Source organism: Aeromonas sp. R10-1 (genome assembly GCF_040908465.1).
Classification (GTDB): domain Bacteria; phylum Pseudomonadota; class Gammaproteobacteria; order Enterobacterales; family Aeromonadaceae; genus Aeromonas; species Aeromonas caviae.
The window spans coordinates 395,598-420,524 of the sequence record NZ_JBFODT010000024.1 but is presented as its reverse complement, the minus strand read 5'-3'; the positions used below and the strand labels follow the sequence as shown (position 1 = coordinate 420,524).

Genomic DNA, 24,927 nt, shown 5'->3' with positions numbered 1-24,927 from the left:
GCATGGTAACCGACTAGGCTGGGGGAGGGGAACAGGGACGGAAAAATTTTCAAAGGTCAATAGATTGATGGTAGACATTTTAGGTATCCACCTCTCTGGCTCGGGAGGAGGCCGGTGCGAATATCCAAAAAAATTAATATCCCTGTATAAACTAATTCAACCCCATAAATCCGAAAGATCTGTTTTTTCGGATTTTCTATAGCCACATGCCGCCCTATTCCCGTATCTTTACTGCTTACAGCACGAGCTTCGCAGTGGGGGAGCCCCCAACCTTGAAAAATCGGGCCATAAGGCGTATAACCACGCGCTTTACTGGTCTATTTAGCGAGCCCCTTCCATGCAGCAAGTCGAGAAAATGCAGCCAACCCCTTTTTGGCAGGAAAAGCCCCTGCAGCAGATGACGGATGCGGAGTGGGAATCCCTGTGCGACGGCTGCGGCAAGTGCTGTCTGAACAAGCTGATCGACGAGGACACTGAGGAGCTGGTGTTCACCAACGTGGCTTGCAACCTGCTCAATACCAAGACCTGCCAGTGCTCCGACTACGGCAACCGCTTTAAAAAAGAGCCGGACTGCCTGCAGATCACCCACGACAAGATTGCCGAGTTCAACTGGCTGCCCTCCACCTGCGCCTATCGCCTGCTGGCGGAGGGGCAGACCCTGCCCGAATGGCATCCGCTGATCACCGGCAGTCGCTCCGCCATGCATCAGGCGGGTCAGTCGGTGCGCGGCAAGGTGGTGCACGAGGTGGATGCCGGCGACTGGATCGATCACATCATTACCTGGGCCAGCTAACGCCAGGCCTGTCTATCGGGCCAGCCGAGAGCCGTACCAACTGCGAAGGGGCAGGGGAGTCATCACTCTCCTGCCCCTTCGGTTTTTTGGTGCTTTCCGAAGCGCTGGACGAAGGCGCCTATTTGTCTGCCTTGCCCGCCGCATCGGCAAGTTTGGCCAGCTGTTTGTCATACCAGGCCACCGGACGGTTCTCATCTTCCGCCCGCTCTTTGCGCCGGATGGCGTTACGCACCGCCATGGCCCCCAGCCAGCGAAACGGTTCGGGCGGGAAGTAGCCGCGCGGGCCGCTGACCAGCGCGCACTTGCGCCACGGCTTCTCCTCCTCCCGCACTTCATCGCGCACCAAAGCCGCCAGGATCTGGCCGCCCATCCAGCTCTGCGCCACCCCGTTACCGGAATAGCCGAGGCCATAGACGATATTGGGCTGCCCTCGCCAGTGGCCGAAGAAGGGGAGGCCATCTACCGAGCGGTCGGAGGCGCCGCACCAGCTGGCAGCGATGGGCACCTCCTTGAGCGCCGGAAAGAAGCGGCGCAGGGTGCGGGTGAGAGGGGCAAGATAACGGCTCGGCGCATCGAACTCGGCCAGATGGCGGTTGGCAAAGGCGAAGGTGTTGCCCCCCTTGCCCAGCATCAGCCGCCCTTGCGGGGTGGAGCGGTAGTAATGGACAAAGGTGCGGCCATCCACCACGGAGCGGCCGTGCGCAAGCTGTTGGGCGGCCAGTGCATCCGGCGCGGGGTCGGTTATCACCATATCGGAGGAGACCAGCACTATGCTGCGGCGAAACTCGCGAAAGTGCGCCGCCATGGCGCTGTTGAGGGCCAGCACCACCTTGCGGGCACACACCTCACCCTGCGGCGTTTGCACCCGTGCCGGCTGACCCGCCTCAAGGCGCTGCATGGGGGAGTGCTCATAGACCTCGACCCCCAGTTCCCGCGCCACCCGCAGCAGGCCGCGCACCAGCAGTGCCGGTTGCACCGAGCCCGCGTGGGGGCTGTAGAGCCCCTCCAGATGGACGTGGGAGCCGCTCTGGCTCGCCAGTTCAACCTCTGCAATCGCCTGCCACTGGTTAAGGTCGGCTCGCTGTAGCTCCCGCAATACCGGCTCCATCAGGCCACGCTGGGCCTCGCTGGTGGCGGTGTAGCAGGTGCCCTCGACCCTCAACTCTGCCTCTATGTTGTGTGTTTCGCAGAAGCGGGCGATCTCGTGCACCGCCTGCTCGGATCTTTGTACCAGCCAGGCGGCCTGCTCTTCGCCAAAGAGGCGCTTTAACGTCAAATACTTGGCCGACCAGGTGAGCAGGCAGCCGCCGTTGCGCCCGGAGGCGCCGCTGCCGCAGCGATCTTTTTCCAGCACCATGATGCGCAAGTGTGGCTCGGCCTGTTTAAGGGCGATGGCGCTCCACAGCCCGGTAAAGCCGCCACCGACGATGCAGACATCGGCCTCGTGGTGGCCGACCAGGGGGATGGGGGGCGCGGGCTGTTCGGCGGCGAGCGCCTCGGCCAGCCAGAAGGGGAGAGTGGACATGATGACTCCTCGATAAGGTTATGGGTGGCGCCAGCGCTGGGTGCGATCCAGCAAGGCGCGGCTCAAAAAGAGCTGGAGCAGCTTGACGGTGGCGGCGGCCAGCAGGATCAGGGTGGCCATGGCGGCGGCCGCGGCGGTATCGCCGGAATCCTCCATATTGAGTACGGCGATGGAGGCGAGCACGCTGTCGCTCGAGTAGAGGAAGATCACCGCCGAGGTGGTGGTCATGGCGTTGACGAACAGGTAAATGAAGATCTCCAGCAGTGCCGGCAGGGAGGCGGGCAGGGTGACTCGCCAGAACGCCTTCCAGAGCGGAATGCGCAATGAGATGGCCACCAGCTCCAGCTCCTTGGGCAACTGCTTGAGGCTGGTCAGCGCCGTCATATGGCCCACGGTGTAGTAGTGGATGACGCAGGAGAGCACCATCAGCGGCAGGGTGCCATAGAGAGTGCCAAACAGCGGATTGCCGTTGAAAAAGAAGATATAACCCAGCCCCAGCACCATGCCGGGCACCGCCAGCGACAGCATGGCAAGCAGATGTAGCAATTGGCGCAGCGGCGCAAAGTGGCGCCCCTTCTCCTGCGCCCAGGCCAGTACCATCACCAGCACGGTGCCGATAAGCGCGGTATAGAGGCCCAGCTGCAAGGTGTTGGTAAAGGGCTGCCAGCCATAGACGCTGTTGCTGTCAAAGGCGTAGTGATCCAGCGTCAGCCCGAGGTTATAGGGCCAGAATTGTACCAGCGAGCCGTAAACGGCCATCCCCACCAGCGCCAGAAACAGCAGGGCCCAGAGGGTACACCAGCCGAGCGCCAGCAGATCCCGCAGCCGATGGGGCTTGGGTTGATAGGGCACCGCCTTGGTGCTGCTCTGCTCCTGCATCTTGCTGCGCACTCTGTGCTCCAGGGCAAAGCTCAACAGTGCCGGCAGCAGCAGGGTGACGCTGGCAACGGCGCCCAGTGAGAAGTTCTGCATCCCGATCACCTGCCGGTAGATGTCGGTAGCCAGCACGCTGTACTGGCCGCCAATCACCTTGGCCACCCCGAAGTCGCAGATGGTGAGGGTGAAGACCGCGATGGCTGCGCTCAGCAGGCCATAACGGGCGGTAGGCAGGGTGACGGTGACAAAGGTGCGCCAGCCGCTGCTGCCCAGCACCCGGGAGGCTTCATAGAGGCGGGCATCGCTCTGACCGAGCGCCGTGATCAGGATCATCAGAGCGTGGGGAAAACACCAGAAGCCCAGACCGATGACGATGCCGATGGGGCCGTAGATGCTCTCGCCGCCGAGCAGCCCCTTGGCGACCCCCTGATTGCCAAACCAGTAGACCAGACTGATGGCGGGCAACAGGGAGGGCATCAGGAGCGGGATCAAACCGATGAGGCGAAACAGCCCCTTGCCCGGCATGCAGGTACGGGTGAGGGCGTAGGCGTAGCCAAAGGCGATGGTCACCACCAGCGCGGTGATCAGCACCCCGAGCCAGAGGGTGTTGCCAATGGTGCGCCCCAGATGAGGGGAGTCGAAGTAGGCGCTGAAGTTGGCAAGCCCCACCCAGAGGCCATCGGCATCTTGCAGGCTCTTTTGCAGCATGGTGAGCAGCGGCAGCAAGAGGCTCCCCACCAGCAGGGCGATACCGAGCGCAAGCAGGAGCAGTTGCAGCAGCTGATCCCGGCTCCAGCCGCGACAAAGTCGCGACCAAGGAGAGTCTTGCCGGGCTGTCGCGGGCGGCAACAGGGAGGAGGTCGCAAGGGGGGCTGTCATGGACGCTCTCCTTCAAACAGCTGCATCGCCCCGGCGGGCCAGTGCAGGGAGCAGCGCATGCCGCTGCGCCAGCCCCCCTGTTCGTGGCGGGGCAGCTCATGGGTCGGGCGCTCCACCAGGAGCTGCTGCTGGCCCAGATAGGTGTCGGCGGTGCAGATAAGGCGCTGGGCGGCGCCGAGAAACTCCACCTGATCGATGGTTGCTTCAACGCCATGTTGACCAAGATAGGGCTCGCTCGGCGCGCTTAGTGTGATTGCCTCGGGGCGGATCGCCACCTGCAATTTGCTGCCGGCCACGGCCTGATTGGCAAGTTGCAGCGGTTGTTCGTTTAGGCGCACCTGATTGGGGCCGAGCACCAGGGCATCGAGGAAGTTCATGGTACCGACAAAGCTTGCCACGAAACGGCTGGCAGGCTGGTGGTAGATCGCCTGCGGGGTGCCTAGCTGCACGATGCGGCCGCCCTCCATCACCACGATGCGATCGGCCATGGTCAGCGCCTCTTCCTGATCGTGGGTCACCATGATGGTGGTAATGCCAAGGCGCTGCTGCAGGGCGCGGATCTCGCTGCGAAGGTGGGTGCGCACCAGCGCATCCAGCGCGCTGAGCGGTTCGTCCAGCAACAGCAGGCCGGGGGAGAGGGCGAGCGCTCGGGCCAGCGCCACCCGCTGCTGCTGGCCGCCGGAGATCTGGCTCGGGTATTTGTGGGACTGGGCCGTGAGATCCACCAGCCCCAGCCAGTGATCGACCCGCTCCTTGATGAGATCCCGCGCCAACCCCTGATTCTCAAGGCCGAAGGCGATGTTCTGGGCCACCGTCAGGTTGGGGAAGAGGGCGTAGGATTGAAACACGATGCCAAAGTCGCGCTGCTGGGGCGGCAGGCGGGAGATATTGCGCCCCCCTTGCCAGATCTCGCCGCTGTCCGGCAGATCCAGCCCGGCGATGGCTCTGAGCAAGGTGGTTTTACCGCAGCCGGAGGGGCCGAGAAAGCAGATAAACTCCCCCGGCTCAATGGTCAGAGAGATCCCTTTAAGGGCCTGAAAAGCACCGAACTGCTTGTTGAGATGTTGAATGTCCAGATAGGGCTGGGTCATGGTTCGACTCGCTACTGATTTGGTATATACCAGTTTGCGAGTGAAGTGTGACGGTCAGGTGATCGGGGGATGACAGCTTGATGACAGTCAAATGACGACGGGTCGCCAGCAAGTAGTTGGGCCCTGTGTGGATGGGCGAAGCGTCGCTAATTGAAGGCAATACACACTCGGGAAGTGAAAACCAAAAAGCGAAGGCCAACAGCTGTTGGCCTTCGACTGGCAGTTTATTGGTGGCTGTGTGTGGGGCGTGAACAAACCGCCGCCCTTCACGCTTACTGCTTGGCTTCGGTCTTGCCGTCGAAGCTGGCACTCCACTGGGCCAGGATGGCGTTACGCTCGCGGGCTGCCCAGCTAAAGTCGTTGTCGATCATCTGGCCTTTGATATCAGCCGGATAGCCCGCTCTCGGTTGGGCTACATCGGGGATGGCGACCACTGCGAACGACTTGTTGTAGAGGGCGTTGGCCTGTTCGGTGGCGGCAAAGTCGAGCAGCTGTTTGGCGGCTTCCAGCTTGGGGGTGCCCTTGATGATGGCGGCGGCTTCCATATCCCAGCCCGACCCCTCTTTCGGGAACACCACCTCAATGGGGGCCCCCTTGGCCTTGAGGCTGGTGGCTGGGAAGTCGAAGGAGATGCCGATCACCGTCTCGCCGCTGGCGGCCAGCTTGCAGGGGGCGGAGCCCGAGTGGGTGTAACGGTCGATGTTCTGGTGCAGGCCGTTCATGAATTGCCAGCCCTGCTTCTCACCCATGGTCTGCAGCCAACCAGCGACGCTCAGGTAACCGGTGCCGGAGGAGCTGGGGTTGGGCATGATCACCTTGCCCTTGTAGATGGGCTTGGTGAGGTCGGCCCAGCTGGTGGGCGCCGGGATCCCCTGCTTTTCCGCCTCTACCTTGTTGAAGCAGATGGCGCTGAAGAAGGCGTCCAGACCGATCCAGTGCGGCTCGGCCTTGCTGTCGCGAAAGCGGCTGTCGAGCTTGTCCAGCCCTTTCGGTGCATAGGCATTGAGCATCTGCTGCTGATCGAGCTGCATCAGGCTGGTCGCCGCCAGTCCCCATACCACATCCGCTTTGGGCTGGGCTTTTTCTGCCAGCAAGCGGGCGGTGACCACGCCGGTGGAGTCACGCACCCACTTGATGTTGATATCCGGATGCTGGCGCTCGAACGCGGTTTTCAGCTCGTTGAGCTGCTCCGGTTCGAAGGCGGTGTAGACGGTGAGGTCGGTCGCGGCCAGTGCCGGGGCGGTCATGGCAGCCAGTACGGCGGCGGCCAGCAGATGGGTTCCCTGTTTCATCCTCTTCTCCAGTTAAATTGGTTTGGTATAAACCAGATTGGTCGAGAGAGAGGCTAGGGGATCTTTATGACGTGACCGTGACAGCCCCGTGACGTTTTGCCGTCCCTGATTTGTCCGTGACTAATCCTGGGTATCCACCTCGATCTCCAGACTGTCGTGGCGCCAGTACTCCAGATCGAAATCGAGCACCCGGCCGTGCTGATCGAAGTTGAGTCGCTCGAGGCGCAGGGCGGGCAGACCGGCGGTGGCCCCGAGCGCCTTGGCCACTTCGTCCGGCAGGGCGGTGGGGAAGAAGCGCACCTGCATGCGGGCGTAGTGGAGATCGTAATGGGCCTGGTAGATCTCGGTTAGACTGCCGTTGAGATCCAGCTCCAGCAGGCCGGGCACCCGCTCTGGCAGGCAGTGGTTCTCGCAGTAGCAGATGGCGCGCCCGTTGGCGTAGCGCAGTCGCTTGAGCAAAAAGAGGCTGTCAAACGGCTTGAGTTGCAACTGCGCCATCAACGCGGGCGGCACCGCCTGGCGGCTTTTTTCCAGCAGCTCGGTGCGCGGCTCGCCCCCTTGCTCCCGCACTATCTGGTGAAAGTTGGAGGTGCGTCTGGGGTTGAGACTGAAACGCGGCGGGGTGACGAACCAGCCGCGGCGATCCTCCCGATAGATAAGGCCGTTCGCCTCCAACTGCACCAGCGCCTCGCGGATGGTAACCCTTGTGGTGCCATAGAGTTCCCCCAGCAGCCGCTCGGAGGGGAGCTTGTCGTTGGGGGCCAGGCCCCCCGCCAGGATCTGGTTGGCGAGGGCATCCTTGATCTGCAGGTATTGGGGTTTGCTCATGAAAATCCCTTTTTGTTCAATGATTTGGGTAATTTGTTGGGCACAGGGCTGGTCATCTGCCCAGCTATAAACGGCGATGTCAAAACATGTTGGTAGATACCAGTGTTGGCCCTGTGGTTCAGGCTTTCTAGATTATCGCGATCCCGGCGCTGAAAATGAATTTTTTGTTGCACCTAGCGCCACCCCTTTGACCTTGTCGGGGCAGTTACCCACAATACGCTCATTCTGGTATATACCAAAAGGAGCAAAGTCATGACCCATATTCCTGCGGCCCCCGCCACCGTCGATTACCTGCTGCTGACCCCGGGCCCCCTCTCGACCACAGCGACTGTGCGTGCCGCCATGCTGCAAGACAGCTGCACCTGGGATGCGGACTACAACCAGGGTGTGGTGGAGCCCATCCGCCGCGAGCTGGTGCGCCTCGCCACCGGCCCGGAATATCAAAGCGACTACAGCGCCGTACTGCTGCAGGGGAGCGGCAGCTATGTGGTGGAGAGCGTACTGGGCTCGGCGATAGGCGTTGATGAGTGTCTGCTGATCATCAACAACGGCGCCTACGGTGCCCGCATGGGAGAGATGGCCCGCTGCCTCGGCCTGCGCCACCATGAGCTCGACTGTGGTGAGACGACCCGCCCCGACCCCGCCGCCATCGAGGAGATGCTGGCGTGCCACCCCGAGATAACCCACTTGGCCATGGTGCACTGCGAGACCACCACCGGCATGCTCAACCCGCTCGACGAGGTGGCTCAGCTCTGCCAGCGCCGCGGTATCCGCCTGATCGTCGATGCCATGAGCAGCTTTGGCGGTATCCCCATCGACATGGGGCGCCTTGGCATCGAGTTTCTCATCAGCTCAGCCAACAAGTGCATTCAGGGGGTCCCGGGCTTTGGTTTTGTCATCGCTCGCCGCGTGGCGCTCACGGCCTGCGCCGGTCGTGCCCGCTCGGTCTCCCTCGACCTGCATGCCCAGTGGCAGACCATGGAGCAGCAGGGGGGCAAGTGGCGCTTCACCTCGCCCACCCATACCGTACTCGCCTTTGCCCAGGCCCTGCGCGAACTGGAAGCGGAGGGAGGCATCGCCGCCCGTCATCGGCGCTATAGCGAGAATCAGCGCACGCTGGTGGCGGGGATGGCGGCCCTCGGCTTTGCGCCGCTGCTGCCCGAGCAGTGGCAATCCCCCATCATCACCGCCTTCTACTCTCCGACCCACCCTGATTACCGCTTTGCCGACTTCTACCAGCGGCTCAAGGGGCAGGGCTTTGTCATCTATCCGGGCAAAGTCTCCCAGGCCGACTGCTTTCGCATCGGCAATATCGGTGACGTGACCCCAGAACGGGTGCGCTGCTTGCTCGCCGCCATGGCCAGCGCTTGTTACTGGCAAGGGGACGCGCGATGACGAGCCAAGCGCCTCACGGTTGCGATCAGCACGACCATAAGCGGCACGGCAGCAGCCGCGCCGACAGCGAAGGGGATATCAACCTCGGCGAGGGGCGGGCGCGCTGGTGGGCGGGCCAGAGCGAAGAGGTACGGGCCGGATTGGCGGAGGATAGCCGCTACTTTCTCCATCAGGCACTCTCCACCCCCTGTCTGGATTTGATCGAGGGGGCGCAGGGGAGCTGGTTGACCAGCATATCGGGCAAACGGTATCTCGATTTTCACGGCAACAGCGTCCATCAGCTGGGCCACGGTCACCCCAGGGTGGTGGCCGCTGTGCAGCAGCAACTCGCCGATCTGCCGTTTGCACCCCGCCGCTACACCCATCAGGTTGCCATCGACTGCGCCCGCACCCTGGCTGAACTGGCTCCCGGCGATCTCAACCGGGTGCTGTTCGCCCCCGGCGGCAGCGAGGTGGTGGGGATTGCCCTGAAGCTCGCCCGTTTCATCACCGGCAACAGCAAGGTGGTGTCCCTCTGGGATGCCTTTCACGGCGCCTCCCTCGATGCCATCTCGGTCGGCGGCGAGGCCTGCTTTCGCGCCGGTATGGGCCCGCTGATGGCCGGAGTGGATCGCATCCCGCCACCCACCCGCTATCGCGGTGTCTGGTATCGGGGGGAGGGGGATGACCTGCACTACGCCGATTATCTGGAGTACGTCATCGAGAAGGAGGGAGGCATCGGCGCCTTTATCGCCGAACCCATCCGCAACACTGACGTGCAGGTGCCCTCGAAGGCCTATTGGCAGCGGGTGCGGGAGATCTGTGATCGCCACAAGGTGCTGCTGATCGTCGACGAGATCCCCAATGCCATGGGCCGCACTGGCCACTGGTTCAGCTTTGAAGAGTTCGGCATCGAGCCTGACATCATTTGTCTGGGCAAGGGGCTGGGGGGCGGGGTGGTGCCCTTTGCTGCCCTCATCACTCGGGATCGTTTCAATCAGGCGGCGGCCATTTCACTGGGTCACTACACCCACGAGAAGAGCCCCATCGGCTGCGCGGCGGCCCTAGCCACCATCAGTACCATCCGTGAAGAGGGGTTGCTGGCCAAAGTGCGGGAGGATGGCCGTTTTATGGCGGTAGAGCTCGCGGCGCTTGCCGAGCGCCACCCGCTCATTGGGCAGGTGCGCGGCATCGGTTTGCTCTGGGCGCTCGATCTGGTGGTCGATCACCAGAGTCGCACCCGCAATAGCCAGGCCGCCGAGCGGCTGCTCTACCGCTGTCTGGAACTGGGGCTCAGCTTCAAGGTCTCTCAGGGCAACGTCATCCAGCTCTCGCCCCCGCTCAATATCGCTCGCGCCGATCTGGTACGCGCCATCTCCATTCTCGATCGCGCCCTCGGCGAGATCGCACTTTCACCGAAACAGGAACACCACCATGACTGACTTGCAGATTGTTGTAGACCCGACCACCGACGTAGAGGCGTTGATCCTCGACTGGGCCGGCACCGTCGTCGATTTCGGCTCCTTCGCCCCCACCTCCATCTTCGTCGAGGCCTTCGCCCGCGCCTATGACTTCCCCGTGACCCTCGATGAGGCGCGCCAGCCCATGGGGCTGGGCAAGTGTGATCATATCGCCGCGCTGGGCCGTCTGCCTTCGGTGGATGCGCGCTGGCAGGCTCGCTTTGGCCACCCCATGAGCCACGCCGAGATGGACCACCTCTATCACACCTTTATGCCGCTGCAGATTGCCGCCGTGACCCGCTTTGCCGCCCCCATCCCCGGTGTGCTGCCGGTGCTGGACGCTTTGCGGGTGCAGGGGATGAAAATCGGCTCCTGCTCCGGTTATCCCCGTCCTGTGATGGAGGCGCTGGTACCTGCTGCGGCCGATCACGGCTACCGCCCGGATCACTGGGTCGCCACCGACGATCTCAAGGCTGGTGGTCGCCCCGGTCCCTGGATGGCGCTGGCCAACGTAATTGAGCTGGGAGTGAGCGCGGTGCATCGCTGCATCAAGGTGGATGACGCCGTGCCGGGTATCTGCGAAGGGCTTAACGCGGGCATGTGGACGGTGGGATTGTCGGTTTCAGGCAACGAATTTGGTGCCACCTGGGAAGAGTTTGCCGCAATGAGCGAGGCGGAGATCGCCGCCCGGCGCGCACCGGCCGAGGCCAAACTGCGGGCGGCGGGGGCGCACTATGTGATCGACACTCTGGCGGATATCGCCCCGGTCATCGCCGATATCAATCGCCGTCTGACTGCGGGTGAGCGGCCCTGAACAAGGCGGGATGAGAGGAGGGGAGAGCCGGCCTTGCCGGCAGGTTCAGGCCGATGTCCCCTGACTATCAGGCATAAAAAAACCGGCGCCTTGGCGCCGGTTTTGATTCACTGCAGCTCTTGCTTATCAATAAGCGATTACAGAGAGGCGGTGAAGGTACGGGTGATGACGTCTTGCTGTTGCTCCTTGGTCAAGGAGTTGAAGCGAACGGCATAACCGGATACGCGGATGGTCAACTGCGGATATTTCTCCGGGTTTTCCATGGCGTCCAGCAGCATTTCACGGTTCATCACGTTGACGTTCAGGTGCTGACCACCTTCCAGGTTGGCTTCGTGGTGGAAGTAACCATCCATCAGGCCGGCCAGGTTGGCTTTCTGGGCTTCCATGTCTTTGCCCAGGGCATTCGGCACGATGGAGAAGGTATAGGAGATACCATCTTTGGCGTAGGCGAACGGCAGCTTGGCAACGGACGTCAGGGAAGCAACGGCACCCTTCTGATCACGACCGTGCATCGGGTTGGCACCCGGGCCGAACGGCGCACCGGCGCGACGACCATCCGGGGTGTTACCGGTCTTCTTGCCATATACCACGTTGGAGGTGATGGTCAGCACGGACTGGGTAGCCACGGCACCGCGGTAGGTGTTGAGCTTCTGAATCTTCTTCATGAAGCGCTCGACCAGGTCGCAGGCGATGTCATCGACGCGAGCGTCGTTGTTGCCGAACTGCGGGTACTCGCCTTCGATTTCGAAGTCGATGGAGACGCCATCGGCATCACGTACCGGCTTGACCTTGGCGTACTTGATGGCAGACAGGGAGTCAGCGGCGACGGACAGACCGGCGATACCACAGGCCATGGTGCGATAGACGTCACGGTCGTGCAGCGCCATCAGGGAGGCTTCGTAGCTGTACTTGTCGTGCATGTAGTGGATGATGTTCAGCGCAGCAACGTATTGCTTGGCCAGCCAGTCCATGAAGTGATCCAGTCTGTCCATCACGTCGTTGTAGTCGAGGTACTCGGAGGTGACCATTTCGGTCTTAGGACCGACCTGGATCTTGAGCTTCTCGTCCATACCGCCGTTGATTGCATACAGCATGGTCTTGGCCAGGTTGGCACGGGCACCGAAGAACTGCATCTGTTTGCCGACGATCATCGGGGACACACAGCAAGCGATGGCGTAGTCATCGTTGTTGAAGTCCGGACGCATCAGGTCGTCGTTCTCGTACTGAACGGAAGAGGTCTCGATGGATACCTTGGCACAGTACTTCTTGAAACCGACCGGCAGCTTCTCGGACCACAGGATGGTCAGGTTCGGCTCAGGGGACGGGCCCATGGTGTACAGGGTGTTCAGCATACGGAAGCTGTTCTTGGTGACCAGGGTACGGCCGTCAACGCCCATACCGGCCAGGGTCTCGGTGGCCCACATCGGGTCGCCGGAGAACAGTGAATCGTATTCCGGGGTACGCAGGAAGCGAACCATACGCAGCTTCATGACCATGTGGTCCATCAGCTCCTGGGCTTCTTGCTCGGTGATCAGGCCTTTTTGCAGGTCACGCTCGATGTAGATGTCCAGGAAGCTGGAGGTACGACCGAAGGACATGGCCGCGCCGTTCTGGGACTTGACCGCCGCCAGGTAGGCGAAGTAGGTCCACTGGACGGCTTCTTTGGCGGTCTTGGCCGGTACGGAGATGTCGCAGCCATATTTGGCAGCCATCACCTTCATCTGGGCCAGGGCACGGTGCTGCTCGGAGATCTCTTCGCGCAGACGGATGGTGGCTTCCAGGTTGACACCGTTTTCCAGGTCAGCCTGCAGGGACTTGAACTGAGCCAGTTTGTCGGCCATCAGGAAGTCGATACCGTACAGGGCAACACGACGGTAGTCACCGATGATGCGGCCACGGCCGTAGGCATCCGGCAGACCGGTGATGACGCCGGACTTGCGGCAGTTCAGGATGTCTTTGGTGTAGACATCGAACACGCCCTGGTTGTGAGTCTTGCGGTACTCGGTGAAGATCTTCTCGACCATGGGATCGAGCTGGCGACCGTACACTTCGCAAGAGGTCTTGACCATCTTGATACCGCCGTTGGCGATGATGGCGCGCTTGAGCGGCTTGTCGGTCTGCAGACCAACGATTTGCTCCAGGCTCTGGTCGATATAGCCGGCATCGTGAGCGGTAATGGTGGAGGGCAGGTCGGTATCAAAATCGACCGGCGCGTGAGTGCGGTTCTCGATCTTGATGCCTTCCATGACCTTGTCCCACAGCTTGGTGGTGGCTTCGGTCGCGCCAGCCAGGAAGGACTCGTCACCTTCATACGGGGTGTAGTTCTTCTGGATGAAGTCACGGGTGTTGACAGAGGTCTGCCATTCACCGGCTGCGAAGCCTTCCCATGCTTTTTGGAACTGTTCGTTAAGTTCTGCCATTTTCATTACCTCTCAAGGTATTTATGTGTCTGCCGCCATCCTTAATGATGGCGACGGAAGATAAACCAGTAAGTCAGCCCAACCATGACGCCACCACCAATGATATTACCGATGGTGACAGGGATGAGGTTGTGCAGGACGAAGTTGGACACGGTCAGGTCGGCAAAGGTTGCCGGATCCTGGCCGATGGCCTGCCAGAATTCCGGGCTCGCGACGCTGTGGATGGCGATACCGACCGGGATCATAAACATGTTTGCAATGCTGTGCTCAAAACCGGAGGCCACGAACATGGCGACGGGGAGCAGCATCACCATCACCTTGTCGGTGGCGCTGCGGGCGCCGAAGGCCATCCACACGGCGAGACACACCATGAGGTTGCAGAGGATGCCAAGGGCCACGGCTTCAAAGAAGGTGTGGTGGATCTTGTGCTGGGCCACTTTCATGGCGTTCAGCCCCCACTGGCCATCCGCTGCCGTGTATTCCGCCGACATGATGATGAGGCCGACGATGATGAGACCGCCGATGAGGTTGCCGAAGTAGACCAGTCCCCAGTTCTTGAGCAGCTGGGCCCAGCTGATGCGATTCGCCGCCTTGGCTACCAGGGTGAGGGTAGTGGAGGTGAACAGTTCGGCGCCGAGCAGGACGCAGAGGATGAGACCGAGGGAGAAGCAGATGCCGCCCACCAGCTTGGACATGCCCCAGGCCATGCCGCTTGAGCCCGTGGTGACGGTGATATAGAAGACGAAGGCGATGGCGATGAAGGCGCCAGCAGTGATGGCCAGGGGAATGACCTTGTATGCGGGCTTGGTGGCCTTGGCATAGGTAATGTCTTCGGCCAGGGCGGCGATGGCTTCGGGCTTCAGACAATCAAAGGGAGATTCTGCTTTCAATTCTCAGTACCTGCATATTTTGCCTGTGGAAATCATAACAAAGGGGCTGATCCCCAAAATTGACTCCGATCAAGAATTACAGATTGTGAATGTAATTTTACTACAGGATTTTTCGCCATCCGGAAGCGTTTCTTTACACCAGGTTTCAGGTGAAACAGAAATGAGTCTGTTATTAATTTTATGATTTTTAAGAACTTATAAAGGACACCCTGAAAAAAGTACCGGCCAGGCACCTTTGCGGCCGCACTGCACCATGAGTGCCAAATTAACAACCCCCTAAGAGGTATTTTTTGTCTTTTATTTCATCTTTGTGGCACGGCCAGCCAAAGCGTAGACCATAAAACAGAAGGGGCCCTCAGGGCCCCTTCGTCATATCAGCATATCAGTTCCAGCTATGGATTCGTTTGGCTTTTTGTAATTTCTCGTAAGCGGCCAGCAGTTTCTGGTGCAGCGGGAACTGGGAGAGGGAGAGATCGGCGGCTTCCAGACCGTGGAAGCGCGCCTCGCCGCGGGCGTTGGCCCACGCCTGTGCCAGGGTCTCTTCCCCGAACATGCGGGCGAACACCGGGCGGTACTGCTCGGGGTCGCGTTCCTCGTCGAGGAAAAGCTCGACGCAGGCGCGCAGGGCGCGGTAGTAAGCGGCGCGATCCGCCGGGAACACCGACTGGTTGAACTCCATGGTCCAGTCGATGAGGTCGAGGGCGCTCTCCAGGTCGCCTGCGGCCAGCGCCAGCATGGCTTTGAGCTCGCCCACCCGCAGGGTGTGCAGGGCAGTGCCCTTGGCGGCGGCGATGCCGAGCAGCTCACGCACCCGGGTCCGCTCGTCGTGACCCTCTTCATCCAGCTGGTCGAACAGGGCCATGTACTGCTCAGCGTCCCACTCGAGCGCCGGCAGCGCCAGGATGGTTTCCCGCAGGTGGGCCCCCATGGTGTTGTTGGCCAGCAGCAGATCTTCCACCGGATAGATGTCGGACATGCCGGGCACCAGGATACGGCAGGCGTAGACACCCAGGTGCTCGTAGTCGGCGATGTAGACCGGCTGCTCCAGCTCGTGGAAGATGCCGATCAGGTGGTCGAACTCCTCTTGCGAGGTGCCACGGAAGTCCCAGTCTGCAAACTCGAAGTCGGACTCTTCCTTGAACAGATCCCAGCTGATGAGGCCGGAGGAGTCGATGAAGTGGGTCTCCAGGTTGTGGTGATCCGCCACCTGCTCGTTGTCAAACGACGGCGGCACGAAGACGTCCAGATCCTTGAGACTGCGCCCTTGCAGCAGTTCGGTGACGGTGCGCTCGAAGGCGACCTCGAAGCGCGGGTGGGCACCGAAGGAGGCAAAGCAGGTGCCGTTGCTCGGGTTGAGCAGCACCACGCAGATGACCGGATAACGGCCGCCGAGGGAGGCATCGAAGCTGTAGATGGGGAAGCCTTCGGCCTCCAGTGCATCGATGGACGCCTTGATGCCGGGGTAACGGGCGATGACCTCGCCCGGGATCTGGGGCAGGCTGATGGCCTCGGCGATGATCTTGTTCTTCACGTGGCGCTCGAACACCTCCGACAGCCCCTGGGTGCGGGCCTCGGTGCGGGTGTTGCCGGCGCTCATGCCGTTGGAAACATACAGGTTGCCGACGATGTTCATCGGGATATAGACGGTCTGGTGGTCGGACTGGCGCTCGAAGGGCAGGGCGACGATGCCGCGCTCCTCGTTGCCGGATTGCAGGTCCACCAGCATGTCGGCGGTCACTTCCCCGTCCGGGTTGTAGAACTTGCGGGTGAAGGGGTCGAGCAGACCAGTGGGAAGCTGATCCCCCTCGATGGGGAACCACTTCTCGTTCGGGTAGTGAACGAAGTCGCCATTGGCTACCTGCTCGCCCAAGTAGAAGTCGGCGAAGAAGTAGTTGGTGGAGAGACGCTCGAAATATTCGCCAAGGGCGGAGGCGAGCGCCGCCTTCTTGCTGGCACCCTTGCCGTTGGTGAAGCAGAGAGCGCACTCCTTGTCCCGGATGTGCACGGACCAGACGTTGGGCACGGGGTTGAGCCAGGAGGCCTCTTCGATATCAAACCCCAGGGCTTGCAGCTTGGTCTGGAAGCGTTCGATGGAGTCTTCCAGCGCTGCGTCCTTGCCGGGAATAAAAGTGTGGTCGGTCATCACAATGTCCTGATTTTATGGGCTCATGTTTGGACGCAGATAATAGCATGAGTGACGGGGAAAGCGGCCAGGGCAATGGTGTGGGCTTGCCCAGGTCTGTATTGGATGGCGGGGTGTGGTAGTGGGGCCGGGCGGTGCGCTGCGGGGCGGCGATTTTTCATGGGAAAGAGGGTTGGGTCATCAGTTTTACTTAACATAATTAAGATAAAGTAAATTTTATTATGACCCTGTGCCCTTCATCATGACGTCAACCGTTGGCGGGGGAAGGAAAAGAGGGGAACGCCCGTGCCCGTTCCGCCCCCCCGTCTTGATGAGCCTTGACCAGGAGTGCTGAATGTTCCCGATGATCCCCCGTATCGACCCCGAGATAGCCAGGTTGGCGCCGGGTTTTTGTGCCCTCAGCATCGTGGTGGAAGCCGCCCCCGTGATTGACACTCTGGTGGGGGAGCGGGCCCTGGCCCGGGCATGTGCGGCCCTTGGCACCGACGAGGCCCCCTGGGCCCTTGAACATCTGGCCGCCTGGGATCAGGTGTTCAAGGGGTTTGGCGCCAAGCCTGCCCGCACGCCCTGCTCGGCCCAGGCTCTGCGCAAGCGGGTGCTGCGCGATGGCGTCTTGCCCGCCATCGATCCCGTGGTGGATCTCTACAACGCCATCAGCATCGAGTATGCCATTCCCGTGGGCGGGGAGGATCTGGCGGCCTATGTGGGGACGCCGCGCCTGGTGATTGCCGATGGCAGCGAATGCTTTGACACCCTCAAAGAAGGGCTGCCAATCCAGGAGGCACCGGCTCCCGGAGAGGTGGTGTGGCGGGACGATCTCGGCGTCACCTGTCGCCGCTGGAACTGGCGCCAGGGGATCCGCACTCGCCTGAGCCTCTCTTCCCCCCGGATGTGGTTCATTCTGTAGTGTCTGCCGCCGATGCCGCGCACGGCCTTGTGGGAGGCCGGCGACAGGCTGATTGCCGGTCTCACGCAGATGATGCCTGGGGCCCGCATCGAGCAGACGCTGGTGGAGTGATTGAAGGAGCAGACGAAAAGATAAAAGGAGGCGCCTCATGCTCGCCCAGGCGGTCATGGGGCGGATCCTGCTCGCCATCACGCGCCATGCCACGTCTGTGCCACCCGCCTTTCCCCACCGCCTGCGAACACATCAGCAAGCAGAGGAACACAGCAACACGCTGGGCTAACATCGCCCCCTGGCGCTTGCCACGTCGGGGCCGGTGTACCCGGCCCTTTCAGCGCGCCTAACCGATGAACTTCAACCCCAGAATGCCGACGATGATGAGCAGCAGGCAGAGCACCCGGGCCAGGGTGGCCGGTTCGTTGAACAGCCAGATCCCCATCAGCACGGTGCCGACCGCGCCGATGCCGGTCCAGACCGCATAGGCGGTGCCAAGGGGCAGCTGTTTGACCGCCATGGCGAGCAGCAGCACGCTCACCCCCATGGCGATCAGGGTCAGCAGGGTGGGCAGGGGACGGCTGAAACCGTCGGTGTATTTGAGGCCGATGGCCCAGGCGACCTCGAACAGGCCGGCCAACAGCAGGAGCAACCAGGACATAAGGCAGATTCCGCAGGAAGCAGGGTCGTCCCTGCGTATCAGGAGGCCTCGGGGCCGTCCCCGAGGGGCAGCGGGGCTGCCGGTCGGTCTCAATGATGACCCAACTGGAGGCAGGATGCCAACCGGCTGCCCGCAGGTCGGCCAGGCTGACGGATATTGCAGCGAACGGCACAGAATATTGCGCAATTCGACTTGCGCCCGCCGTCACAATCCGTAATGTGGACAGACGCATTTTTCGCAACCCATATTTTGTGAACCGCTTGTAAACGGCCCGCGCCGGACAAGGGATCACGGGTATCACACTCGGTTTCTATAAGCAGCTATCCAGGGTAGGACATTATGAAAAAAGTAGGTTTGGTCGGTTGGCGTGGCATGGTGGGTTCGGTGTTGATGAGCCGGATGCAGGAAGAGAAAGATTTTTCCCGCATTCAGCCCACCTTCTTCACCACCTCCCAGGCCGGTGAGGCCGCCCCCAATTTCGGCGTCGATGCCGGCACCCTGCAGGATGCCTTCGACATCGAGGTGCTGGCCGCACAGGACGTCATCATCACCGCCCAGGGCGGCGACTACACCAAGGATGTCTATCCGCGTCTGAAAGCCGCTGGCTGGCAGGGCTACTGGATTGATGCCGCCTCCTCCCTGCGCATGGAGAAGGACGCGGTCATCATCCTGGATCCGGTCAACGGCGACGTCATCGAACATGCCCTGAACAACGGCATCAAGACCTTCGTCGGCGGCAACTGCACCGTCAGCCTGATGCTGCTGGCCCTGGGTGGCCTGTTCAAGGCCGATCTGGTGGAGTGGGTGAGCGTGGCCACCTATCAGGCCGCCTCCGGTGGCGGTGCGCGCCATATGCGCGAGCTGGTCACCCAGATGGGCCTGCTGCGGGATGAAGTGGCGGTGGAGCTGGCGGATCCCGCCTCTGCCATCCTCGACATCGAGCGCAAGATCACCGAGAAGACCCGCTCCGGCACCCTGCCGGTGGACAACTTCGGCGTGCCGCTGGCCGGTGGCCTCATCCCCTGGATCGACACCAAGCTCGACAACGGCCAGAGCCGCGAAGAGTGGAAGGGCCAGGCCGAGACCAACAAGATCCTGGGCATCGAACACGCCGCCATTCCGGTGGATGGTCTCTGTGTGCGCATCGGCGCCCTGCGCTGCCACAGCCAGGCCTTCACCATCAAGCTGAAAAAAGACGTGCCGCTGGTGGAAATCGAAGCCCTGCTGGCTGCCCACAACGACTGGGTCAAGGTGATCCCCAACGATCGCGACATCACCGCCCGCGAGCTGACCCCGGCTGCCGTTACTGGCACCCTCAGCATCCCGGTGGGTCGTCTGCGCAAGCTCAATATGGGTCCGGAGTACCTGGCCGCCTTTACCGTGGGTGACCAGTTGCTGTGGGGCGCCGCCGAGCCGCTGCGTCGCATGCTGAACATCCTGCTGGCCCGCTGAGGTAGCTGCAGCAGGGAACAAGAAAGGCCTGGCCTTTCTTGTTCCCCTCTTCGTGCCTGTCCATAAAAAAGCGGCATCCCTTGGGATGCCGCTTTTTAATTTATCCAGTTTGACTCTTAGATGTTCTGTGCTTCGTTTGGCACGATGACAGAGGCATGATTTCCTTTCGGCCCCTGCTGCAGTTCAAAGTTGACTGCCTGACCTGCTTTCAAGGTCTTGTAACCTTCCATTTGAATCGTGGAGTAGTGAGCGAAGATGTCTTCACCACCGCCTTCCGGACAGATAAACCCAAATCCTTTTGCGTTGTTGAACCACTTGACTGTTCCGGTTGCCATACATCTACATCCTTTTATTGATTACCCTGAAGTCGTTGAGTAACCTGCGCCAGCCTTATATAACTAGGGCATGACCCCGTAGCAGACGGGCGCCGATTAGCAAGTAACCAATCTAGTCCAACTTTTAAGCGAGTCAAGAAGTTGTTAACAACCGATGTGATCTGGTTAACAAGTCTATTGACAATCTTGAGCGACACGGTAGTAATCTAGAGGTACCAAAGCGCAATATGAGCAAGCAGAAAGAACTCTTTGCTAATGAAGAGATTGCAGAGGCAGAGAAAACGAAGCTGCAACCGCCACCCATGTACAAGGTCGTCCTGAACAACGACGACTACACACCGATGGAGTTCGTGGTGGAGGTGCTGCAAAGGTTCTTTGGTATGGATCTGGAGAAGGCCACTCAGGTGATGCTGAGCGTGCATTATAGTGGTAAGGGAGTCTGCGGCACATTTACCGCCGAGATTGCCGAGACCAAAGTGGTCCAGGTCAACACCTATTCACGTAACAACGAACATCCACTGCTATGTACCATGGAAAAGGCTTGAATCTGATGACTTGATGGCGATAACGACACCGCATTGTTGCTGTACTGAGGGGAGGTGCCTATGTTGAACAAAGATCTAGAAAAGACGCTGAACGAGGCTTTCAAACTGGCCCGTGACGAGCGCCACGAATTCATGACCGTCGAGCACCTGTTGTTGGCCCTGCTGGATAACAGTTCAGCCCATGAGGCGCTGAGTTCATGTGGTGCGGATGTGGAACAGATGCGCAAAGAGATCCGCGCCTTCATCAATCAAACGACCCCGCTCATCCCCCGTGACGACGAAGACAGGGAAACCCAGCCGACGCTGGGCTTCCAGCGCGTGCTGCAACGTGCCGTCTTCCATGTCCAGTCGTCCGGCAATACCGAGGTGAGCGGTGCCAATGTCCTGGTTGCCATCTTCAGCGAACAAGAGTCCCAGGCCGCCTATTTCCTGAAAAAAGCCGAAATAAGCCGCCTGGATGTGGTGAACTTCCTGTCCCACGGGGTGCGCAAGGACAACAAGCCCGAGAGTGGTGGCAACAATGCGGAATCTGATGACGAGGTATCCTCTGCCCAGATAGAAAGCTTTGCCACCAACCTCAACCAGCTGGTGCTGGAGGGGCGCATCGATCCGCTCATCGGCCGTGATCAGGAGCTCAATCGCACCATTCAGGTATTGTGCCGCCGCCGTAAGAACAACCCCTTGCTGGTCGGGGAAGCCGGTGTGGGCAAGACCGCCATCGCCGAAGGGCTTGCCTACCGTATCGTCAAGGGGGATGTGCCCGAGGTGATTGCGGGTAGCACCATCTACTCCCTGGACATGGGCTCCCTGCTGGCGGGCACCAAGTATCGTGGTGACTTCGAGAAGCGCCTAAAGGTGCTGCTCAAGCAGATCGAACGTCAGGAGGGGGCCATCCTCTTCATCGACGAGATCCACACCATCATTGGCGCTGGTGCGGCTTCCGGTGGCCAGCTGGATGCGGCCAACCTCATCAAGCCGCTGCTCTCCAATGGTTTGCTGCGCTGCGTGGGCTCCACCACCTACCAGGAATATGCCCAGATCTTCGAGAAGGACAGGGCCCTGGCTCGCCGCTTCCAGAAGATCGACATCGTCGAACCCACAGTAGACGACACCACTCGCATTCTGATGGGACTCAAGAGCCGTTATGAGTCTCACCATGGCGTGCGTTACACCGTCAAGGCGATCCGGGCGGCGGTAGAGCTTTCCGCCAAGTACATCAATGATCGCCATCTGCCTGACAAGGCCATCGACGTCATCGACGAAGCGGGTGCAGGGCAACGCCTCTTGCCCGTCAGCAAGCGCAAGAAGGTGATCAATGTGCCGGAAATCGAGGCCATTGTTGCCAAGATTGCCCGTATACCAGAGAAATCTGTCTCCTCCTCCGACAAGGAGGTGCTGAAGAATCTGGAGCGCAATCTCAAGATGGTGGTGTTCGGGCAGGACAAGGCCATCGAGGTGCTGACCGATGCCATTCGGTTGTCACGTTCAGGGCTTGGCAACGAACGCCGACCTGTGGGCTGCTTCCTGTTTGCCGGCCCGACCGGGGTGGGCAAGACCGAAGTGACCCAGCAACTTGGCAAGGCGCTCGGGGTCGAGGTATTGCGATTTGACATGTCGGAATACATGGAACGCCATACCGTGTCCCGGTTGATCGGGGCTCCTCCCGGTTACGTGGGATTCGAGCAGGGAGGGCTGTTGACCGACTCCGTCCTCAAGCATCCGCACTCCGTCGTGCTGCTTGACGAGATCGAGAAGGCGCACCCGGATGTCTTCAACCTGCTGCTGCAGGTGATGGACAACGGCACCCTGACGGACAACAACGGGCGCAAGGCAGATTTTCGCAATGTGATCCTGGTGATGACCACCAACGCAGGGGTTCAGGAAACCCAGCGCAAGTCCATCGGCTTCCAGCAGCAGGACATGAGCCACGATGCCATGGCGGTGATCAACAAGACGTTCAGTCCGGAGTTCCGCAACCGGCTCGATCACACCATCTGGTTCAACCATCTCGACATGGGAGTGATCCATCAGGTGGTCGACAAGTTCATCGTCGAGCTGCAGGTTCAGCTGGATGCCAAGGGCGTTTCACTGGAGGTGTCTGAAGAGGCGCGCCACTGGTTGGCAGAGAAAGGGTATGACAGGGCAATGGGAGCAAGACCCATGGGCCGGGTCATTCAGGAGCACCTCAAGAAGCCCCTGGCCAACGAGATCCTGTTCGGTTCCCTGGTCGATGGCGGCATTGTGAAGGTCGAGCTGGTGAACAACAGCCTCAGCTTTGATTTTCAGGTCAACGTTGAAGCTGTCTCTCACTGACTGTGAGCAAGGCCGGAAATGACAAAAAACCCCAACCGAGAGGCTGGGGTTTTTTGCTGAATTCCTGGCTTAGCGAGAGCGGAAAACAATACGTCCCTTGGAGAGATCGTACGGAGTCAGAGCCACCGTTACTTTGTCCCCAGTCAGGATACGGATGTAGTTTTTGCGCATCTTGCCGGAAATATGAGCGATAACCACGTGACCATTTTCCAGTTCCACACGGAACATGGTATTGGGCAAGGTTTCGAGAATGGTACCCTGCATCTCAATACTGTCTTCTTTAGCCATTGAATCCTCTTGATAAGCCACAACAAAAAACCGCTGGATCATGCCGGATTTAAGGCTATGTGTAAAGTTTACTCGGGCTTGGTGTCGATTTTTTTCCATTCGCCCTGTACCAGCAGCTCATGGGGCAGGTATTGGCGCTTGTAATTCATCTTGCGGCACTCCTCCACCAGATACCCCAGATAGAGCCACTGACGACCGGTACGTCTGGCCAGTTCCAACTGGCTCAGGATGGCGAAGGTGCCGAGCGACCGGTCGGCATAGTCGGGGTCGAAGAAGGTGTACATGGCGCTCAGAGAGTGGGGAAGCAGGTCCGTGGTGGCCACGCCGATGAGGCGTGCCTCCTTGCGCATCTCCAGATAGAGGGGGGGCATCCAGTCGCAGTGCAGGAACCCCTTGTATTGGGTCCGGCTCGGTGGATACATGCTGCCATCCCGATGACGCTCACGGATATAGCGTTCATAGAGCTGGTAATACTCGGGCTTGTCGTCATAGCTCAGTACGAGTTCGAGATCCCGGTTCAACTGGCGGATGCGTTTCTGCCCACGGCTCGGGGTGAAGCGTTCACTGTGTATGCGCAAGGATTGACAGGCGCTGCAGGCGGGGCAGTGAGGACGATAGATGTCGTTGCCACTGCGCCGGAATCCTGCCGTCAGCAGCCGTTCGTACCCGGCGGCGTTGAGCAGTTCATGGTCCATCAGGACCAGCAACTGCTCCTGCTCGTGACCGAGGTAGCTGCACGGGTGCCTGGGGGTCAGCCCGACCTTGAGGATCACTTCTTCACTCATAGGCTGATTCTCCTCGGTTGCCAGCATCCCTCTTGCAACGGTTGCCGGGTCAGGGTGGCCAGGGTGGTCAGAAAGCGCTGCCTTGGCCACTCCTGAACGCCCAGTGTGGCCAGAAAGTCGTTTTGCATCTGGCAGTCGATGAGGGCACCGCCGTGCCCTGCAAAGTGGCGACAGAGGGCCACCATGGCCAGTTTGGCGCCATTGTCGATGCGGCTGAACATGGATTCACCACAAAAGAGTCGGCCCAGGGAGAGGCCATAGAGACCTGCCTGCAACTGATCATCCTGCCAGATCTCGATGGAGTGGGCATGACCGAGGCGATGAAGGCGCCGATAGGCGTCGATCATGGGGGCACTTATCCAGGTGCCGCTGGCGGTGCGACGGGGTGCGGCGCAGGCTGCAATGACGTCATCAAAGGCGCGATTGATGTAAATCTCGAAGGGGGTGCGGCGCAAACACTTCTGCAGGCTGCGGCCGATGTGGAGTTCCTCGGGCACGATGACTCCCCTGGGATCCGGTGACCACCACAGCAGTGGCTGATGGGGTTCATTCCATGGAAAGATCCCGCTGTGGTAAGCTGCCAGCAATCGAGTGGGGGAGAGGTCTCCCCCAATCGCGAGCAGCCCGTTGGGCTCTTCCAGCGCATGGCTGGGGGAGGGAAACCAGCACAGCTCATCATCCAGTTCGGTAAGATAGCGAGACATAAGGCAGAGGTTCATAGATGAAGGCCATTATCCTGATAGTATCCAGCTTGCTTGGCTTTGTCACGGCACCGGCCTGGAGTGCGGTGTATGAACGCAACACGGCGCGTCCGGTGGAGCAGGTGGTCTTCGGCCAGGTGGATGCGGTGCGCAACATCACCCAGCGCCAGATGGTGGAATCAGAGCATTCCGGCTGGAAAACGCTGGGAGGGGCCGTGCTTGGCGGGCTGCTCGGCAACCAGTTTGGCGGTGGGCACGGGCGGGAGATTGCCACTGCGGTCGGGGCACTGGCGGGAGCGGCGGCGGTGCAGCAGTTTCAGTCAGGGGGCAGCGTGGTGGATAACAAGCTGGTGGAGCTGCTGATCCGCAACGAGCAGAACGGGCTCATCAACGTGATCCAGGATTACGATCCGGCCATGGTCTTTGCGCAGGGCGACAAGGTGCGCATCCTCTATTTCAGCGATGGGGTGCGAGTCGATAAGACCTATTGAACGGTGAAGAAGGGATTGACCCGGCGGCCGCCACACAAGGGGCGCCGGGCGGTACTACACGGAGTGCCTCTGC

General features: G+C 60.5%; 22 protein-coding genes. 9 read left to right on the top strand and 13 right to left on the bottom strand.

The window, feature by feature from the left end:
• The first annotated feature begins 355 nt into the window (after positions 1–355).
• On the top strand, positions 356–793 hold the full coding sequence (locus AB5Y93_RS13335) for a YcgN family cysteine cluster protein (protein ID WP_368229617.1): 438 nt from the start codon (positions 356–358) through the stop codon (positions 791–793).
• Positions 794–911: 118 nt separating this feature from the next.
• On the opposite strand, the gene AB5Y93_RS13330 is transcribed toward AB5Y93_RS13335, so the two are convergent.
• The 5 genes from AB5Y93_RS13330 to phnR all read right to left on the bottom strand — a co-directional run bounded on the left by AB5Y93_RS13330 (position 912) and on the right by phnR (position 7,284).
• Positions 912–2,318: an FAD-dependent oxidoreductase gene (locus AB5Y93_RS13330; RefSeq protein ID WP_368229578.1), complete on the bottom strand. Its 1,407-nt coding sequence runs from the start codon at positions 2,316–2,318 to the stop codon at positions 912–914.
• 18 nt (positions 2,319–2,336) lie between these two features.
• Positions 2,337–4,073 (bottom strand): putative 2-aminoethylphosphonate ABC transporter permease subunit, encoded by a 1,737-nt coding sequence (locus AB5Y93_RS13325; protein WP_368229577.1) that lies wholly within the window; start codon positions 4,071–4,073, stop codon positions 2,337–2,339.
• On the bottom strand, positions 4,070–5,164 hold the full coding sequence (locus tag AB5Y93_RS13320; RefSeq protein ID WP_368229576.1) for a putative 2-aminoethylphosphonate ABC transporter ATP-binding protein: 1,095 nt from the start codon (positions 5,162–5,164) through the stop codon (positions 4,070–4,072). The genes AB5Y93_RS13325 and AB5Y93_RS13320 overlap by 4 nt, the downstream gene beginning before the upstream one ends.
• 272 nt (positions 5,165–5,436) lie before the next feature.
• The gene (locus AB5Y93_RS13315; RefSeq protein WP_139737218.1) at positions 5,437–6,456 is read right to left on the bottom strand and encodes a putative 2-aminoethylphosphonate ABC transporter substrate-binding protein; all 1,020 of its coding nucleotides are present in this window, start codon (positions 6,454–6,456) and stop codon (positions 5,437–5,439) included.
• 120 nt (positions 6,457–6,576) lie between these two features.
• Complete coding sequence (gene phnR / locus AB5Y93_RS13310) at positions 6,577–7,284, bottom strand: phosphonate utilization transcriptional regulator PhnR (protein ID WP_029303195.1); 708 nt, start codon at positions 7,282–7,284, stop codon at positions 6,577–6,579.
• Positions 7,285–7,536: 252 nt separating this feature from the next.
• Here phnR and phnW point away from each other — a divergent pair, with 252 nt between their 5' ends.
• The 3 genes from phnW to phnX are packed head-to-tail and all read left to right on the top strand — an operon-like array spanning position 7,537 to position 10,932.
• A complete protein-coding gene (phnW, locus tag AB5Y93_RS13305) occupies positions 7,537–8,679 on the top strand; it encodes a 2-aminoethylphosphonate--pyruvate transaminase (protein ID WP_368229574.1) in 1,143 nt (380 codons plus the stop codon).
• Positions 8,676–10,100, top strand: coding sequence for an aspartate aminotransferase family protein (locus AB5Y93_RS13300; protein WP_368229573.1), 1,425 nt, complete (start codon positions 8,676–8,678; stop codon positions 10,098–10,100). The genes phnW and AB5Y93_RS13300 overlap by 4 nt, the downstream gene beginning before the upstream one ends.
• Positions 10,093–10,932 carry a phosphonoacetaldehyde hydrolase gene (gene phnX / locus AB5Y93_RS13295; protein WP_368229571.1) on the top strand — a complete coding sequence of 280 codons (840 nt, stop codon included), beginning with the start codon at positions 10,093–10,095 and terminating at the stop codon, positions 10,930–10,932. The genes AB5Y93_RS13300 and phnX overlap by 8 nt, the downstream gene beginning before the upstream one ends.
• A gap of 137 nt (positions 10,933–11,069) precedes the next feature.
• Here the strand turns inward: phnX and pflB are convergent, their stop codons facing one another.
• From pflB to ycaO, 3 genes are all read right to left on the bottom strand, one after another.
• Positions 11,070–13,352 (bottom strand): formate C-acetyltransferase, encoded by a 2,283-nt coding sequence (gene pflB, locus AB5Y93_RS13290; RefSeq protein WP_010674504.1) that lies wholly within the window; start codon positions 13,350–13,352, stop codon positions 11,070–11,072.
• Between the two features lie 41 nt (positions 13,353–13,393).
• Positions 13,394–14,242: a formate transporter FocA gene (gene focA / locus AB5Y93_RS13285; RefSeq protein ID WP_010674505.1), complete on the bottom strand. Its 849-nt coding sequence runs from the start codon at positions 14,240–14,242 to the stop codon at positions 13,394–13,396.
• A 382-nt stretch (positions 14,243–14,624) separates the two neighbouring features.
• Positions 14,625–16,385, bottom strand: a complete 1,761-nt coding sequence (gene ycaO, locus AB5Y93_RS13280) for a 30S ribosomal protein S12 methylthiotransferase accessory factor YcaO (RefSeq protein WP_368229570.1) — start codon at positions 16,383–16,385, stop codon at positions 14,625–14,627.
• A 334-nt stretch (positions 16,386–16,719) separates the two neighbouring features.
• On the opposite strand from ycaO, the gene AB5Y93_RS13275 reads away from it, so the two are divergent.
• The gene (locus AB5Y93_RS13275; RefSeq protein ID WP_368229569.1) at positions 16,720–17,292 is read left to right on the top strand and encodes a B3/4 domain-containing protein; all 573 of its coding nucleotides are present in this window, start codon (positions 16,720–16,722) and stop codon (positions 17,290–17,292) included.
• Positions 17,293–17,629: 337 nt separating this feature from the next.
• Here AB5Y93_RS13275 and sugE read toward each other — a convergent pair whose 3' ends face one another.
• A complete protein-coding gene (sugE, locus tag AB5Y93_RS13270; RefSeq protein WP_039039004.1) occupies positions 17,630–17,944 on the bottom strand; it encodes a quaternary ammonium compound efflux SMR transporter SugE in 315 nt (104 codons plus the stop codon).
• Positions 17,945–18,283: 339 nt separating this feature from the next.
• Between sugE and asd the strand changes: the two genes are divergently transcribed.
• On the top strand, positions 18,284–19,396 hold the full coding sequence (gene asd, locus AB5Y93_RS13265; protein ID WP_368229567.1) for an aspartate-semialdehyde dehydrogenase: 1,113 nt from the start codon (positions 18,284–18,286) through the stop codon (positions 19,394–19,396).
• Between the two features lie 116 nt (positions 19,397–19,512).
• Here asd and cspD read toward each other — a convergent pair whose 3' ends face one another.
• A complete protein-coding gene (gene cspD / locus AB5Y93_RS13260; RefSeq protein ID WP_010674510.1) occupies positions 19,513–19,731 on the bottom strand; it encodes a cold shock-like protein CspD in 219 nt (72 codons plus the stop codon).
• Positions 19,732–19,958: 227 nt separating this feature from the next.
• On the opposite strand from cspD, the gene clpS reads away from it, so the two are divergent.
• Complete coding sequence (gene clpS, locus AB5Y93_RS13255) at positions 19,959–20,276, top strand: ATP-dependent Clp protease adapter ClpS (RefSeq protein WP_005325410.1); 318 nt, start codon at positions 19,959–19,961, stop codon at positions 20,274–20,276.
• A 60-nt stretch (positions 20,277–20,336) separates the two neighbouring features.
• Positions 20,337–22,589: an ATP-dependent Clp protease ATP-binding subunit ClpA gene (gene clpA / locus AB5Y93_RS13250; RefSeq protein ID WP_010674511.1), complete on the top strand. Its 2,253-nt coding sequence runs from the start codon at positions 20,337–20,339 to the stop codon at positions 22,587–22,589.
• Between the two features lie 69 nt (positions 22,590–22,658).
• Here clpA and infA read toward each other — a convergent pair whose 3' ends face one another.
• From infA to aat, 3 genes are all read right to left on the bottom strand, one after another.
• Positions 22,659–22,877 carry a translation initiation factor IF-1 gene (gene infA, locus AB5Y93_RS13245; protein ID WP_005300033.1) on the bottom strand — a complete coding sequence of 73 codons (219 nt, stop codon included), beginning with the start codon at positions 22,875–22,877 and terminating at the stop codon, positions 22,659–22,661.
• A gap of 68 nt (positions 22,878–22,945) precedes the next feature.
• Positions 22,946–23,662 (bottom strand): arginyltransferase, encoded by a 717-nt coding sequence (locus AB5Y93_RS13240; protein WP_039039006.1) that lies wholly within the window; start codon positions 23,660–23,662, stop codon positions 22,946–22,948.
• The gene (gene aat / locus AB5Y93_RS13235) at positions 23,659–24,366 is read right to left on the bottom strand and encodes a leucyl/phenylalanyl-tRNA--protein transferase (RefSeq protein WP_029314435.1); all 708 of its coding nucleotides are present in this window, start codon (positions 24,364–24,366) and stop codon (positions 23,659–23,661) included. Before aat ends, AB5Y93_RS13240 begins: the two co-directional genes overlap by 4 nt.
• Positions 24,367–24,383: 17 nt before the next feature.
• Between aat and AB5Y93_RS13230 the strand changes: the two genes are divergently transcribed.
• Complete coding sequence (locus AB5Y93_RS13230; protein ID WP_368229566.1) at positions 24,384–24,854, top strand: glycine zipper 2TM domain-containing protein; 471 nt, start codon at positions 24,384–24,386, stop codon at positions 24,852–24,854.
• The last annotated feature ends 73 nt before the right edge of the window (positions 24,855–24,927 follow it).

Excerpts from the sequence above, each read along its gene's own strand:
- AB5Y93_RS13335 (WP_368229617.1), top strand. The coding sequence starts at position 356 with ATGCAGCCAACCCCTTTTTGGCAGGAAAAGCCCCTGCAGCAGATGACG.
- AB5Y93_RS13330 (WP_368229578.1), bottom strand. The coding sequence starts at position 2,318 with ATGTCCACTCTCCCCTTCTGGCTGGCCGAGGCGCTCGCCGCCGAACAG.
- AB5Y93_RS13325 (WP_368229577.1), bottom strand. The coding sequence starts at position 4,073 with ATGACAGCCCCCCTTGCGACCTCCTCCCTGTTGCCGCCCGCGACAGCC.
- AB5Y93_RS13320 (WP_368229576.1), bottom strand. The coding sequence starts at position 5,164 with ATGACCCAGCCCTATCTGGACATTCAACATCTCAACAAGCAGTTCGGT.
- AB5Y93_RS13315 (WP_139737218.1), bottom strand. The coding sequence starts at position 6,456 with ATGAAACAGGGAACCCATCTGCTGGCCGCCGCCGTACTGGCTGCCATG.
- phnR (WP_029303195.1), bottom strand. The coding sequence starts at position 7,284 with ATGAGCAAACCCCAATACCTGCAGATCAAGGATGCCCTCGCCAACCAG.
- phnW (WP_368229574.1), top strand. The coding sequence starts at position 7,537 with ATGACCCATATTCCTGCGGCCCCCGCCACCGTCGATTACCTGCTGCTG.
- AB5Y93_RS13300 (WP_368229573.1), top strand. The coding sequence starts at position 8,676 with ATGACGAGCCAAGCGCCTCACGGTTGCGATCAGCACGACCATAAGCGG.
- phnX (WP_368229571.1), top strand. The coding sequence starts at position 10,093 with ATGACTGACTTGCAGATTGTTGTAGACCCGACCACCGACGTAGAGGCG.
- pflB (WP_010674504.1), bottom strand. The coding sequence starts at position 13,352 with ATGGCAGAACTTAACGAACAGTTCCAAAAAGCATGGGAAGGCTTCGCA.
- ycaO (WP_368229570.1), bottom strand. The coding sequence starts at position 16,385 with ATGACCGACCACACTTTTATTCCCGGCAAGGACGCAGCGCTGGAAGAC.
- AB5Y93_RS13275 (WP_368229569.1), top strand. The coding sequence starts at position 16,720 with ATGTTCCCGATGATCCCCCGTATCGACCCCGAGATAGCCAGGTTGGCG.
- sugE (WP_039039004.1), bottom strand. The coding sequence starts at position 17,944 with ATGTCCTGGTTGCTCCTGCTGTTGGCCGGCCTGTTCGAGGTCGCCTGG.
- asd (WP_368229567.1), top strand. The coding sequence starts at position 18,284 with ATGAAAAAAGTAGGTTTGGTCGGTTGGCGTGGCATGGTGGGTTCGGTG.
- cspD (WP_010674510.1), bottom strand. The coding sequence starts at position 19,731 with ATGGCAACCGGAACAGTCAAGTGGTTCAACAACGCAAAAGGATTTGGG.
- clpS (WP_005325410.1), top strand. The coding sequence starts at position 19,959 with ATGAGCAAGCAGAAAGAACTCTTTGCTAATGAAGAGATTGCAGAGGCA.
- clpA (WP_010674511.1), top strand. The coding sequence starts at position 20,337 with ATGTTGAACAAAGATCTAGAAAAGACGCTGAACGAGGCTTTCAAACTG.
- infA (WP_005300033.1), bottom strand. The coding sequence starts at position 22,877 with ATGGCTAAAGAAGACAGTATTGAGATGCAGGGTACCATTCTCGAAACC.
- AB5Y93_RS13240 (WP_039039006.1), bottom strand. The coding sequence starts at position 23,662 with ATGAGTGAAGAAGTGATCCTCAAGGTCGGGCTGACCCCCAGGCACCCG.
- aat (WP_029314435.1), bottom strand. The coding sequence starts at position 24,366 with ATGTCTCGCTATCTTACCGAACTGGATGATGAGCTGTGCTGGTTTCCC.
- AB5Y93_RS13230 (WP_368229566.1), top strand. The coding sequence starts at position 24,384 with ATGAAGGCCATTATCCTGATAGTATCCAGCTTGCTTGGCTTTGTCACG.